This window comes from Cellvibrio sp. UBA7661 (assembly GCA_002483365.1).
In the GTDB taxonomy this organism is placed as follows: Bacteria; Pseudomonadota; Gammaproteobacteria; order Pseudomonadales; family Cellvibrionaceae; genus Cellvibrio.
Map to the genome: position 1 here is coordinate 343,692 of DLHT01000003.1, position 14,710 is coordinate 358,401.

Annotated in this window: 11 protein-coding genes; 3 read left to right on the forward strand and 8 right to left on the reverse strand. The window is 49.2% G+C overall.

Going from position 1 to position 14,710, the window contains the following annotated elements:
- Nucleotide 1 precedes the first annotated feature (1 nt).
- A complete protein-coding gene (locus B2739_RS01770; protein ID WP_331344155.1) occupies nucleotides 2–2,779 on the forward strand; it encodes an LTA synthase family protein in 2,778 nt (925 codons plus the stop codon).
- A gap of 37 nt (nucleotides 2,780–2,816) precedes the next feature.
- On the opposite strand, the gene B2739_RS01775 is transcribed toward B2739_RS01770, so the two are convergent.
- From B2739_RS01775 to B2739_RS01785, 3 genes are read right to left on the reverse strand one after another with little or no spacing between them, the layout of a single operon-like run.
- Nucleotides 2,817–3,977: a TRAP transporter substrate-binding protein gene (locus B2739_RS01775; RefSeq protein ID WP_331344156.1), complete on the reverse strand. Its 1,161-nt coding sequence runs from the start codon at nucleotides 3,975–3,977 to the stop codon at nucleotides 2,817–2,819.
- Nucleotides 3,978–3,981: 4 nt separating this feature from the next.
- Nucleotides 3,982–4,413 (reverse strand): hypothetical protein, encoded by a 432-nt coding sequence (locus tag B2739_RS01780; protein ID WP_331344157.1) that lies wholly within the window; start codon nucleotides 4,411–4,413, stop codon nucleotides 3,982–3,984.
- The gene (locus tag B2739_RS01785; protein WP_331344158.1) at nucleotides 4,410–5,003 is read right to left on the reverse strand and encodes a nucleotidyltransferase domain-containing protein; all 594 of its coding nucleotides are present in this window, start codon (nucleotides 5,001–5,003) and stop codon (nucleotides 4,410–4,412) included. Before B2739_RS01785 ends, B2739_RS01780 begins: the two co-directional genes overlap by 4 nt.
- A gap of 172 nt (nucleotides 5,004–5,175) precedes the next feature.
- Here B2739_RS01785 and B2739_RS01790 point away from each other — a divergent pair, with 172 nt between their 5' ends.
- Nucleotides 5,176–6,120 (forward strand): hypothetical protein, encoded by a 945-nt coding sequence (locus tag B2739_RS01790; RefSeq protein WP_331344159.1) that lies wholly within the window; start codon nucleotides 5,176–5,178, stop codon nucleotides 6,118–6,120.
- A gap of 13 nt (nucleotides 6,121–6,133) precedes the next feature.
- Here the strand turns inward: B2739_RS01790 and uvrD are convergent, their stop codons facing one another.
- From uvrD to B2739_RS01815, 5 genes are all read right to left on the reverse strand, one after another.
- On the reverse strand, nucleotides 6,134–8,362 hold the full coding sequence (gene uvrD / locus B2739_RS01795) for a DNA helicase II (RefSeq protein WP_331344160.1): 2,229 nt from the start codon (nucleotides 8,360–8,362) through the stop codon (nucleotides 6,134–6,136).
- Between the two features lie 89 nt (nucleotides 8,363–8,451).
- Complete coding sequence (locus B2739_RS01800; RefSeq protein WP_331344161.1) at nucleotides 8,452–8,793, reverse strand: hypothetical protein; 342 nt, start codon at nucleotides 8,791–8,793, stop codon at nucleotides 8,452–8,454.
- Nucleotides 8,794–8,993: 200 nt separating this feature from the next.
- A complete protein-coding gene (locus B2739_RS01805) occupies nucleotides 8,994–9,833 on the reverse strand; it encodes a CPBP family intramembrane glutamic endopeptidase (RefSeq protein WP_331344162.1) in 840 nt (279 codons plus the stop codon).
- Between the two features lie 16 nt (nucleotides 9,834–9,849).
- Nucleotides 9,850–11,496, reverse strand: a complete 1,647-nt coding sequence (locus B2739_RS01810) for a serine hydrolase domain-containing protein (protein ID WP_331344163.1) — start codon at nucleotides 11,494–11,496, stop codon at nucleotides 9,850–9,852.
- Nucleotides 11,497–11,652: 156 nt separating this feature from the next.
- A complete protein-coding gene (locus B2739_RS01815) occupies nucleotides 11,653–13,836 on the reverse strand; it encodes a di-heme-cytochrome C peroxidase (RefSeq protein ID WP_331344164.1) in 2,184 nt (727 codons plus the stop codon).
- 235 nt (nucleotides 13,837–14,071) lie between these two features.
- Between B2739_RS01815 and B2739_RS01820 the strand changes: the two genes are divergently transcribed.
- Complete coding sequence (locus B2739_RS01820) at nucleotides 14,072–14,389, forward strand: DUF4156 domain-containing protein (RefSeq protein ID WP_331344165.1); 318 nt, start codon at nucleotides 14,072–14,074, stop codon at nucleotides 14,387–14,389.
- Nucleotides 14,390–14,710: the final 321 nt, after the last annotated feature.

Here is a 14,710-nt window from a genome sequence, read left to right on the forward strand (position 1 = left end):
TATGAAACGATTTTTAATATCGCCACAAGGTTGGTCTGGCAGCATACTTTTTGTGTTGGTTTGCACCCATTTGATTTACCACTGGACAAGCGCAGGCATTCCATGGGTTAACCACAGCCTGTGGATAGGGACACATCTAGGCAATGCACTAATCGCAATATTGCTCGGAACACATTTACAGCAACAATTTAATCCGCAGCACAGCAACACATTGTTACTGCAAATACTGGTCAGTTACCTATTGCTTCAACTGATTAACTATCCGCTCCAAAACCCGATCCTTGATGATGCACAAGTATTTTCCTGGTTGAAGCCACAAGGGGCAGGGTTATTCGCGGGTGCTGCATTAATGTCGCTAAGTGGAATTATTGTTTTCCACAGTTTCCAGTTAAATAGTTTCCAGTTAAAAAAACTGATGCACTGGCGATCCTTATTGTTGCCTGTGCTTTTGCTGGTATTGATGGTTGCGTTAAGTATTCGCCATCAGGGTTATTATTTTGTCGGTCTTTCTATTGTTATAACTGCCGGATATTTTCTCCACGATAAAAAAATACCATTGCATTCATTTATATCCAGCATATTCAGTACACGCAAATCCTGGCTTTATATCAGTTTGATTTTTACATCTATAGTCGTCCACTGGTCGCCGGCTTTTTTTGCAGACTCTCGTCTTTTATTAAAGTATTTGTTTTGCATGGTGATGGGCGCTTTGATCCTATTGCTATCAGCAACACATTCAGCTACCACATTGTGGGCCTGGATAAGTGGATGGATTGGTTGGATCAGCGGAGCACAACGCCAAAACAATAATGCACATGAAATTGCTTCCCTTAACTCTGCTTTAGGCGATGTTCCCCTGTGGAAGCGTTTGAACCAATCACGGAGCATTAGCGCCGTGTTTGCTCTATCGTTTGCTGTATTCCGTATCCTGCTCATCACAACACTGACATTTTTGATTATTGAATTGCCACTCCGTTATTGGTCGATTCAAACCGCTTTGTATTGGGTACATGATTCAATTTCTTTCGCCGCAATAGCCTATGGCATTATCTTTCTTATTTATTGCAGTCTGCGCACTTTTTTAAGTTGGCATGCAGCAGCAATCATGCTGTTTATTTTGGCAGGGCTTTTTTCTGTCACCAGCGAAATAAAAACGCGATACCTTGGCGTTCCTCTGGTGCCCAGCGATTTAAACCTGATAAATCAAGCACTGGATTCATTGGTATTTATTGTCGGAACAGCAAAAGCATTTTTGGTTTTTTTGACGATCTTTATAGTGCTTTCTGTATTTTCATTAGGCGTGTGGCGCTTCGCAAAACGACTCGCCAACAAAAGTCCATGGATTGGTGTGCGCGGGGCACTTTCCTTGTTGGCTATTTTTTGGTTACTACAACCAGGTAATTGGTCTCTGGATGAAAAAATCCCCAATGCATGGGAAAGCGGTGACAGCGCAGGTCTGTATAAAAAAATTGGTTTCATTACCGGATTTTTATTTCGCTATCAACAATTTTACATAAGCCCACCGCAGGACTTTTCCAACCGATCTATTCCGTCACTGGCAGCACAGATCAATATCTCCCTGCAAGATATTCCCGTACTACCCCAACAAATTACAAATCAACCGCAACCCCATATTATTGCAATCCAATCCGAAGCGTTTTGGGATCCAGGCCTATTGCACCGCGAGTTATTTCCTCACGGATCGCCCGGAAATTTATCGACCATTTGTGAAAACTACGTTGGATATTGCCAGACAGGCTATGTGGAAGTTCCTGTCTTTGGCGGCAGCACTGCTAATAGTGAGTTTGAATTTCTCACTGGTTTATCCATGAGGTTGTTACCGCCAGCGACAGTACCGTTTGTTCATTACATCCAAAAACCGATTCCCAGTATTGGTTGGCGACTACAGCAAGCCAATTACCACACGCTGGGGATTCATCCCAATGGCGGTTGGTTTTGGAACCGTGATAAAGCCTACCCATCTCTTGGTTTCCAGGAATTTTTGGATATCAGCGCCTTCGATGATGCAGAAAAAAATCAACTGTATGTGATGGACCGAGCCATAAACCAATTAATTTATAACCGGATTGAGCAGGCACAACAGGCGCAATTTATTTTTGCAGTTACTATGGCCAACCACGCGCCGTTTACCGACCAACGTTATTCCTCGTTGCGCGATGTGGCAATTGATTGGGAGCAGTTGCCAATGCTAACGGAAGAGGAGCAACAGGCTATCAAAACCTATTCGATCGGCGTGCGCGAATCGCGGCTGGCATTGGAAGAGCTCATCCGCAGGTATAGCGAGGACAATGCACCGCCAGTCATTATTGTGTTTTACGGCGATCACTTGCCTATCCTGGGAGAAAATTATTCTATCTATCACAAGGCGGGTTTTAAAACAGAAACTATGCACGATCAATTTCAGGAGTTTTTTTCAACTCCTTATATTGTATGGAGCAACCAACCTCTGTCCACGCCGCTGGCCAGCTCAATGACAGTTTCATTATTGGGTCAAGAAGTCATAACTCTGGCAGGATTGAACCAAAGCGGTTTGCAACAAGTGGTTAACCAACTGCAAGATTCCCGCTTTTTACGCAGGCCAACGCGCGCACAGGTTTTAACGAAAGAACAACAGATGCCTTTGACCGAGCAACAAAAAATAGCGCGGCAACTCTATAAACACGCTAATTTCGATGCACTATTCGATCAATCTACGCCGGCATTTTTTGGTTTGATGCCACCTGCCACCATAAAGCCGGTGGCAGATGCGCATCCATAAGCGCAGAACAAATTTTTATGACGTTTTTATCCGATGGTTACTTGGATAATGAATCTCTTATCTCGTAATAGGTCTGCTCGGATATTTTCTGATACGCAGCTGAATCGCTCATAAAACTTTTATAAGATTCATAAACCTTTTTAAATTGCGGGTCTTTTGCAGCTTGCTGTTCATACACCTGCTGCGAAGCTTCATAAAAGTGTTTCAAAACTTCATCCGGCAATTTACGTAGTTGCACACCTTGCTTATCAACCAACTCTTTTAATGCACGGCTGTTGTGAGCGGTGTAGCTATCAAGCATATCCTGACTCATCGCGCGCGCAGCATAGGTCACAATTGCTTGCAAATCCTTGGGCAAACTTTCGTAGGCGGTTTTGTTGATAATCAACTCCATCGATGGCCCCGGCTCATGCCAGCCCGGGTAGTAATAATATTTAGCAATTTGTTGGAAACCAAACGCCAAATCATTTTCCGGCCCGACCCATTCCGCCGCATCGATCACACCGGTTTGCAGCGCCGTATAAAGTTCACCGCCAGGAATATTGACTGAAGTGCCGCCAGCGAGATTAAACACCTCGCCCGCCAAGCCGGGGATGCGCATTTTTAATCCGCGCAAATCGTTCACTGAATTTATTTCGCGGTTAAACCAGCCCGCCATTTGCACGCCGGTATTGCCCGCAGGAAAGGGAACCAAGTTAAACGGTGCATAAAGCTCGCGCCACAATTCCAGACCGCCGCCGTGATTAATCCAGCCATACAATTCCTGCGCGTTCATACCAAAAGGCACAGAGGTAAAAAATTGCGCCGCCGGAACTTTACCGCGCCAAAAATAGCTGCCGGAATGCCCCATCTCCACACTGCCTGCGGACACCGCGTCAAACACCCCCATCGCAGGCACCAATTCATTTGCACCGTACACATGGATTTGTAAACGCCCGCCCGACATTTCATTAATTACACGCGCAACATTCTCCGCGCCCACACCAAGACCCGGCGTATTTTTCGGCCAGGAAGTCACCATTTTCCAGTGATAGGTTTGCGCAGACACTGTCGATGAATTTTGTTCACTATTCACCGCTTGTGGGGATATACTTTTTGGTTTGGATTTCTCCAACACCAACGCCGCAAATGTCGCCGCAAAAGCCGCGATCAACACAACAATAACCAGCGGGTACCAATTAATAGATTTATTGTTCATAGTGTTATTTTTCGATTAACAAAGAAGTTTTTGTTTCTATTATTTTCCACAATGCTTCAGCTTGAATAATGCATTCATTCACTGCAGCATCCGTTACCAAATCACCGGAATAATCCGCAACATTTCGCTGCTTACGCAAAGCGTCCAAAACAATTATCTGAGTGTGAGAGATGTTCAGCGTCTTTGGTAAAGTCTGAATCATGGTTTGATGATGCCCCGACTTACTGGTCAGGGTGCGATAACCTCGACTTTGAAGAACCGCATTGGCCATTTGCATTATTGATTTATAAGCCACATCGAACCGATTTTCATTACTCAGTTGGATCAACTTTGCATCCTGCAAATTACGTTGTGCCGCTTCCAGCAACCGACGAATCGTTAACGGGTCTGGTGCTATTATTTCCAGGCTCATCCCTACCAAATTGTCCAATGTCATGCGTGTCTCCTGACTAGATTCCTTGTTCCAATAATTTCAATAACTGGCTTTTCAAACAATTCCCGAATGAACACCGAATTTTCACTGAGTGCCTTACTCCACTCATCGGGAGAATAAAGCTTGGGATTTATTTCCCGTCCTAATATGGACTGGCAAGGGTAGATTGAACTGACCAGTTCACTAAAACCCAGACTTCCAACCACCAGTAAATCAATATCGCTGTGCAGCCCCGCCTTACCACTGGCCACAGAACCAAATACCCAAGCCAGCTCAATCTGACTCGCTAAAGGCAACAAGGCCTGCGCCAGCACATCCGCCAGCCCTGAGGTTTTGCGCACTATACTGGCCAGCTCTTCAAATACCAACGACTGCCGGTTAGCCCGGTAGCTGACCTGATTTCCTTGGGTCATCTTTTCCAGAATCCCTACCTCTGCCAAACGGCTCAGCTCCTTATGCAAGGTGCCCGGTTGGGTTTGGGTAAGGCGCGCTATCTCGCGCACATGGTAAGCCTGCTCAGGCTGCATCAACAGCAACCCCAGTACACGGCGGCGATAGTCACTAAAAAGAAGTTCGGCAATAGGGGAGGCCATACAAGCGCCCTCAAGACTTAGATGTAGCCTATTTTGCTACATTTGTAGCTTTTTTGGCTACACCCAATACCCAGCAAAACGCACCACCCTTGTTATAACGCGAAATGTATCTAAGCAAGTGAAATGCTAACCTAGCCCCGGTTGAATACAGGAGATTAACACGGAGTTATAAATGCCAGATAAAGACACCACTAAAGACCAACAAAGCAATACACCTAGCTTGGATAGGTTTATTTGGACTGCAATTTTTGTTTTCGGATTATGTTTTTTACTAGCCGCTATTCATTTTTCAGTTTCGTCATTCAATGAATGCATAAACGAATTAGAAAACACATGTGAAAACAACGAATGGGCAGATTACCGAGCCGCATGGGGGCAGTTTGGTGATTTTATGGGTGGAATGGTGAATCCATTTTTGGGTTTACTAACTGTTTATTTACTGGTCACAGAGCTTAGGGAGAGCAGATCAGCTCAAGAACGTAATGAAAACAAACTACAAACGCAAATTGATGAGACCAGATCACAAAATAATTTTTCAAATTATTTTGTTCATTTGGAAGCATTTAAAGAACACACTCGTGATACTTCAGGATCAGAAAAAGTTAATCTAACAAGAATGCACAAAAGAATGTTTCCAAACTGTTTGAATGGCGATTACTCGTTATCAGATGACTTTATTAGTGATTTTGAAAATTGCCGAAATAATGTATGGCGTAATTTTATAAATATTGATGGCAAGCAACACGATGATTTAGTTGGAATTATTGAGCAAATTGATAACGAAACCAATAATTTTTATGTCAGAAATGGCCTTGTTTCGCCTTTGGTTCACAGTGATCCGTTTGACACACCAAGCCATATCGTAAAGAAAAAGGGACATTATCCACTTTTGGCTGACAATATTCCTGAACACATAATACTAAAAGTTCAGTTACTTACCTGTTGCGAAAAAGCAATTCAGTTTGATATCGAGCACGACTCAAAAACCATCTCTCCAAATAAAGATTTGTGTCAAGAAATGCAAAATTATCTTTTTAAAGCAAAGAAAAAGGATTGGGGTAAAATTGCAGATAAAAAAATTACTATCCCATATGCATTTGGCAAAGCAATACGATGAAAGCTCAATTAAATTACAACCCCTGCAATTTCGCGTATTGCATTACCAAGCGTTTGGTGCCGATTTTTTCGAATTTGACTTGTACGACGGCGTTGGGGCCTTTGCCTTCGAATTGCAAAATAACACCTTCACCGAAAATAGCGTGGGTGACGCGTTGGCCGAGTTTGAAGCCGGTATCATCGCCGCTGTCGCTCAGGTTTTCGCGTACCGCATTGCGCTGGAAGCTGACCGGGCGGGTGACAGCGGTTTTCAGGCGGACTTCTTCAATGCATGCCGGTGGGATTTCTTTGACAAAGCGCGATACGGCATTAAAGGTTTCATTGCCGTATAAGCGACGGGTTTCGGCGTAGCTGATAAATAATTTTTGCATGGCGCGGGTGATACCCACGTAGCAGAGGCGGCGCTCTTCTTCCAAACGTTCGGGATCATCCGCCGACATTTTGTGCGGGAATAATCCCTCTTCTACACCGGCAAGAAATACCAAGGGGAATTCCAAACCTTTAGCTGAGTGCAGCGTCATTAATTGCACGGCTTCTTCAAATTCATCCGCTTGGGTTTCGCCTGCATCGAGCGCGGCGGTATCCAGAAATTGTTGCAGCGGAGTGATGTCATCGTTGTTTTCATCCGCATCAAACGCGCGGCAGGCGGTGATTAATTCCTGCAAGTTTTCACCGCGCGCCTGGCCTTTTTCGCCTTTTTCATTTTGATGGAATACCAGCAAGCCGGTGTCTTCAATCACCATGCGCGCGATTTCATCGAGCGGCGGCAATTCGCCGTGATCGTCAAATGCGTAAGCATCGTTCGCGAGTTTGATAATCAAATTTAAAAATGTTTGCACTGCATTACCGGCGCGCGCCGCAAATACTTTGTGCGCAAGCATTTGCTCTGTCGCCGCCCAAAGTGAACAGCCTTGGTCGCGCGCAAACAGGCGGATGTCGTCTACGGTTTTGCCGCCAATGCCGCGTGTGGGTGTGTTGATGACGCGTTCAAATGCAGCATCGTCATGGCGATTGCTAATGAGGCGCATGTACGCAATCGCATTTTTAATTTCGAGGCGATCATAAAAACGCAAACCGCCATAAATGCGATAGGGAATTGCCTCGCGCAAGAGCGCTTCTTCCAGCACCCGCGACTGGGCGTTGGAGCGATATAAAATCGCTACCGAGTCGCGTTTGTTGCCTTGCTTTAACCAGCTTTGGATGCGCTCCACAATAAAGCGCGCTTCATCTTGTTCGTTGTAGGCGGCGTAAAGCGAAATCGGTTCGCCTTTTTCGCCTTCGGTCCACAGCTCTTTGCCCAAACGACCGGCGTTGTGTTTGATCACCGCGTTAGCGGCTTGCAAAATATTGCCGGTAGAACGGTAATTTTGTTCGAGGCGATACACTTGCGTGCCCGCAAAATCCTGCGCGAAGCGCTGGATGTTTTCAATTTTTGCGCCGCGCCAACCGTAAATGGATTGGTCGTCATCGCCCACTGCGGTTACGCACGAAGTTTTATCGGCGAGCACACGCAACCACGCGTATTGCACGGCGTTAGTATCCTGAAATTCGTCAACCAAAATAAACGGGAAACGATTGCGATAGTGTTCGAGGATGTGCGGTTTGTTGAGCCACAGCTCGTGCGCGCGCAATAAAATTTCAGCGAAGTCCACCATGCCGCCGCGTTGGCAGTCTTCTTCATAGGCGCGATAAATTTGCAGCATGGTGCGCACGAATGGATCGCCGGTTTCCTGGATATGTTGCGGGCGGCGGCCTTCGTCTTTTTGTTCGTTGATGTACCACTGCGCCTGTTTATGCGGCCATTTATTTTCATCGATATTGAGCGCCTGATACACGCGCTTGATCAGCCGCAGTTGATCGTCACTGTCGAGGATCTGGAAATTTTGCGGCAGGTTGGCATCTTGCCAGTGGGCTTTTAGCAGGCGGTGCGCAAGACCGTGGAACGTGCCGACCCACATGGTACGGCTATTGATGTGGTGATGATTGCTGCCGGTTGGTAGCGACTGGTGAAACAGTTCATCCAATCGGCTGCGCATTTCGCGCGCAGCTTTGTTGGTAAAAGTCACCGCCATGATCGAATAGGGCGATACCTGCTCCACCTGGATCAACCAGGCGATGCGATGCACCAGCACGCGCGTCTTGCCGCTACCCGCACCCGCGAGGATGAGCTGGTTAACCGCAGGGGCAGACACTGCCTCGCGCTGGGCATCGTTGAGGGAATCTAAGAGCAGGGAAACATCCATAACCAGAGCCAATCAAATAAAGGATCTGGCGATTTTACTGGCTAGATATACATATGGCCATCATTGTTTTTAGCGATGGCAGAGCCCCGTCACTTGGTGTTAAACGCTCGCGCTTTAACCAGCGATATAATCAGCAGCGCAGATGTTAAGACGATCAAGGGTACCGAACCGGGAAGATTGCTGTCCGCGTTCCGGTTTACCTGAAAATCGGTGGGTTTGGCGACAGCAACCGGCATTCCAACCGGCACTTCGACTACACCATAGGCATTATTGGCGCGAGACAAATTGCCTGCCGCCAGACAATCCTCATTGGTGAAAACAACTTGCGCGCGGGTGCAATCCAGCAGCGCCGCATTGGCCGATAAAGCCACCATCACTGCACCCAGAATGAACAGGATTTTAAGCGTTGCCCTATGAGAATGGTGAGCCATTTTGTCTTCCTCCCATGCCTTGGCTTGATTGGGTATCTGAGACTCTAGCAGCAAAACTTCGTGATTCAAGTCACGCTTTTTCGGCTGATACTGACTGTATTTTGCGCAAAAAAGCGTGTTTAAACGACAAGCCTTTGATTTCACTGGGGCTCGCAAAAGGGGAGAAAAAGCGAATCTAGCGATGGGTTATAAGCAGGGTTTTAGAAGGGAAAAAATGATCCAGGAATTTCCTGTTTACGCAGTAGTGCAGCGACATCCATGCTCAAAGCGACCCCGGCATGCACCAGAACACCACCCCAAATAGAACGGGATTGCAGGGCGAGGATACCCAGAAACAAGCCAAATAAAATGGCACCGGTTGCCTCCAGTGGCAGCTTGGGTAAGTGGATCATCATATAGGGAACACACATCACCCAAATCGCGTTTGCGCCCATGGCCGGGCGCAAGGCATTGAGCATAAAACCGCGAAAGAAAAATTCGAGGAACACAAACTGGCTCATGTAGAGCATCTCCCACAGCAGGAAATCCAGCCAGCTGCGCCCTGCATGGTTGTAGAAAGGATAATGATTGACGAAATCCTCACCAAAACTCACCAGCACCACAAACACCAGAATCGGGCTGAGCAGTAACAGATAGCCGCGCCAGTGTTCGCCGACCTGGTTCCAACGCCAGCCAAAATCGCGCATGCGCTGTTTGAAACCGATACGGATCACCAGCCACGGCAGGATGATAAAGGTGAGTAGATGGCAAGCGGTCCACCAGAGATAGCCGCACAGCTCCAACCAGCCGCTGGCTTGCAACGCATCCAGATAGCGATGTCCATCGCCCAACCACACCAGCAGTGCATGAAGATGGGTGGAAAACTTGGCGTAGTGCAGCACCAACAAACTGACCGATACACAGGCCAGCACCCAAACCACCCGCCGCAAGGCAGCGGGGCGATCCAGAGTGTAGGAGGGTGCTACTGCATCTATGTCATCGAGCGCGCGCAGAATCTGGCGCGGATGCAGTTGCGCTACCAGCGCGGCGACAGGATTCATGCTCCGCGCGTCCCGGTCATTTCTTTTTAGCCGCAGCGCGCGCGGCAACCTGCGCACGCTCATAGCTATCGATAAAGCGGAAAATAATATCGCGCGCGAGGCGGGTTTCCGAATTGCTCAGGAACACCATGCCGATTTGCAGATCGCGGTTGAACACCATCTCGGTGCGGAAGCCTTTTACGTGGCCGCCGTGATGGACGAAATTCTTGTAACGGCCATAATCAAACACGCGCCAACCCATGCCGTAGGCGGTATTACCCACGGCTTTGCGCACGCCGTAATAATTCTGTGCCGGCGTATTTTTGGTCACACGTGATTGGATGGGGTTGAGTACCGACAGCGGCAGAGCATCCTGCCGCTTGCCCATTTGCCCGAGCAAAAAGCGCGACATATCGACAATACTGGCATTCACCCCCGCCGCCGGCGCAACGCGATACCAATTGCCTGTCACTGAGGTGGGAATCCAGCGGCTGCCGTTATTGATGTGGGGCGATGCACGGTTAGGCGAGGCATTGTAATTGGCCAATCCATAGGAGGCCGTGGTCATCCCGAGCGGATCAAATACATGTTGGCCGACATACTTTTCAAAGCTGACGCCGGATTTCTTTTTGATCATATCGCCCGCAAGGCTGTAACTGACATTCTGGTAGGCGAAACATTTGCCCGGCGGGCAGACGAAATTTACGTAGCGCAAGCGCCGCACGGTATCGGCGTAGCTCATGTTCTCGTCGATAAAGTGGGTATAGGTATGGCGCGGCAACCCCGATGCCTGGGACAACACATGGCGTAACGTCAGCTGCTTGCCATAGCGCGCATTTTTAAAAGCGACATCCGGCAACACCGAGGTGACCGTGGTATCCCAGGTGATTTTGCCCTCATTGACCAGCGCGCTGGCGGCGGTGGCCGCAAAAGGTTTGGAGAGAGAGGCGAGGCGGAATACGGTATCCGGCGTAACCTTTTCACGCGTACCTGCGCGGCGCACGCCATAGCCTTGCAGGGATTTTATTTGCCCGCCCGACACCACCACTATGGCCACACCCGGCACAAAAGGCGCGACTTTCTTGGCGACATAATCTTCAAATTCAGCAATGAAGGCCTCGGGGTGCCCGGCTGGAAAGCGCGGTGCTTTGATCGGTGCAGTGGTAATGATGGGAATGGTGCGAGCCAGTTCCGCCGGCTCTGCTACAGCGGGCTTTGGTTTGGCCACCTCCGCTTTGGGCGCAGGTTTGGCCGCCGCGGAGGCTTGCGTTTTGGCCGTAGCAGCCACTTGGGTTTTTGCGGGCTGGGCTGCCGGTTTGGCAGATACAGAGCTGGCCGCCAGAGAAGCAACAGGTATCGTCGTGGCGATGGCAAGCGAACTGGCTGGCGAACTGTCAGACAATGACGCCACAGGCGCTGTCGCTTGCCCCGGTGCTGACGATGCTGACGATGCAGCAACCGTTTGGGTAAACGCTGTGGTTTGCAGCGTCTGGATAGGGGCGGTCGCCACTGAAGACCCAGCACTGCTGGCACTGGACTTTAGTTGAAAAGGCAGTGCGATAGGTACAGTCACGCGCTTTTCACCCGATGCCTGCGCACCTTGCAGCCCGCATAACAAGATCAGGGCAAGGCTGGTGACCTGGCGCGCCAGGGAATAGGGTTTACTACTTATTGTTGATCGCATAAACGGGCAGATAACTCGCTAAAGGCCATTACGGCAGATGGCCATCAAAATGGCGTCTAAAAATACGGCGCTGAATACACAAACGCCACGGATGAAGCTGCCCGGAACAACTCCGGAACAGCTCCACCCGTGGCGTGGCCTTTCCCTATCCGCCCTTTACAGGGTTTTAATATATTCCACCAAGTCCCAACGCTCGTCGTCGGTCAGCGGTTTTTGTTGCTGGCCATTGACCGCCGGAGCATGCGCAGTGCCGTATTCATGGCCACTGTTGAAATCACCCAGCTTGTCCGCCTTGAACGTGAAACCCTCATAACCCTCCGTGCGCAACCCGACTTTACGCGGGTCAAACTCGCGGCTGCCAACCTCGAATTGCATTGGACGATAAAGCCCATCATCAGGATCACCGGCGCGCTTCACCGGCAATAACAAATCATAGATGCTGGGTACCGAACCATTGTGCAAGTAAGGGGCTGTCGCCCAGATGCCATTGAGTGAACGCGCTTTGTAGGATAGCAGCGATTTATAAGGCTCAGCGGTGGTGTCAGGGTCGTAATTGCCGAATTTTACACTGGCTTTGATTTTATTATCAAAGAGGGATTTCGCCATCATATACAGCCAATCCAGTGTGCGGCGCGGCCACCATTTATCCGGATCAGGTTCGGTCGCCACTTCACCCATGGTCGCTGCCGTAAGGATCTGCACCACCGGCGCACGATCTTTGATGACAAGGGCACCAACGCTTTCGGTCTGGTAAGTATTTTTGAAGTTGCCCGAATAACCGGTGTAGCTGACGCTGTTTTGCGCCATAGCCGGGTCGGTTCCCACCGTCTTCACACTCGACATATTGGCCACCACGATGCGGTCACGGTCGGTGCGGTCAATCACCTCATGGCAGGATTCGCAGTACTCGGCATACAAACGGCGGCCGCGGCGTACCTTGTCTTTATCGATTTTCCACTCCGGCAACTCACCGAAAATCGCCTTGGCGTGATCCTGTTCCAGCCCCTCTTTGGCGAGCGTCGGCCAGACGGGCGAAGTCAGGCTCGCCAGATGGGATTCCAAACGCGAGAGATTTACCAGATCGATAGAGGACGTGAATTCTATTTGGTAACTCTTGCTGCTTTGCCCCGTGAGCCAGGACGACAAACGCCAGCCGCGTTTGTGCGCCTCCCAATCGAGTATGCCAAATACGCCAATGACCTCACCGGTGTTGCGCCCCAGCGGCCCCATTCCCGCATTGTTGGCCAGGCCATTCCACTGCACATAATCTGATTGGACGATATCCCACAAGAAGGGGTAGCTCACCGGTGCATTGGGTTCATTAAAAATCTGCTGCTTGATGCGGTTCATATCCGCCATACCCAGCGCCGGATAACCCTCTTTGTCAGACATCAACCGGTCGATGATTTTGGCAAACTGCAAGTCACCGATAATGGTTTCGCTGATGCCCTCAAGCACTTTATCGACCTGCGCTTTGGTCAGCAGATCGCTGTCACTGTCGGTATCGGATTTAGTCATCCCCAGCAGTACATCGCGCAGTTGTTTACGGCTGATAACGTGCTCCAGCACCCGGTTGTAGATGCGCCCGAATGCATCCAGACGCGCGTAGCCATACTCCACGCTGGATAGGTTGATGTTGTTATACAGGTGAATTTTGCGCGCCCAGCGTTTGAGGTCGGCTTGCACATCCTCGGCGTTGGAATAGCTGTTGTTCAGCTCCAGCACCTTGGATACAAAACGCTGGTTTTTCTCGCCATCAGTCATGGCGACATCCAGACTCTTCTGCAAGTCAGTCAGGAAACCCACCATATCCGCCATGGCCGGGCCGCCGTCGATACGGATCGCTTTATTTTGATAATTGACCTGGCCGGTATGGCAGGCAGCACAGGTAAAGCCGACGTAATCCTTACCTTTGTAAGACTCTTTCACAAAACCGACGGGCAGCCCATCGGGGTTAAAAAAGGTAGGCTTCTGCGGCAGGTAGCGATATTTATCGATCACACTGTTGGCGCGGAATAATTCAGTGGATGTGGCCTGTTCAAGCGCGATAAAAAAATCGTAGGGCATCAGTGCCGAGCCCTGGGTGGTGTTGTAGTACCAGAGGCTATCGTTCGCGCTCCAGCCCTGGTCGAGGTAAATCGGTGTGGAATAACTTTCACCAAAAGCGCCATTCTCAATGGCAATCGCACCGCGCTCCGGATCATCGTCCCAGCTTTGGTAAAGTTTGCCGATAGCCAGTGCAATGCCCATCGGGATGGCAATGATGATCAGCAGCTTGATCAAGCGCCAAAAGTTGCGCCGCGAAAACAGGTTGCCCAGGCTGAACGAATGTGAGCCCATAGGATTAACTCCTCTTTAATAATTATCCTATTCGTTATCGATGAGGGTAAAGATAGCCCTCTTGTATACCGCCGCCAAAAAATAAAGGATTTGCGCCAAAATAGACACTACAGCTTATTACTTCTCTTCTGCAGATGGAGCTGATCAGCGGCTTGCAACCGGAACGCGCTCGGATTAGTGTAGCCACACATTTTTGCCCCCTGATTACTGTTTAACCACATTCGAGGAACATCCCATGAAAAAGACCGCCTTATTGCTTGTTGCAATCACCAGCCTCACCAGTGCATGTACCTGGGTTAAAGTCAGCGAACAAGGCAGCAGTGTTGCCGTTGCCAATGCCGCTAACGTGCGCAGCTGCGACAAAGTGCGCACCGTTAGCGTAAAAGTAAAAGATAACTTCGTTGGTTCAATGAAGCGCGATCCAAACAAAGTAGCGACTGAGTTGACCAACATGGCGCGCAACGAAGCCAGCCAATTCGGTGGCGATACCGTGGTACCGGTAACGCTGGTACAAGACGGCCGCCAAAGCTTTGATGTGTACAAGTGCAACTAAGTCTTTAGCTGAACTTGCAGTTAATTTAGAGCTTGCAGTTAATTTAGAAGGGAATCGTCATGCTCGCGTAGCGGGAATCCAGTGTTTGATCTCGAATGGATCCCCGCACGCGGGGATGACGACTCCCCAATACATCCAGACGTTTTCCTGATTTGACGATTTCAAAAACAACCGGGTCAACGTCAAACTCACACTTCTCTCTTTATCTTCCTTCGCTCCATTCTTTGCACCCTTCCCGCCGCGGATCAAAAAACTTTGCTAGTGTTAGCAATAGTCATGCACTGTCTTATTTCTGTCATAAAATTGCCATAATCTGGCTGC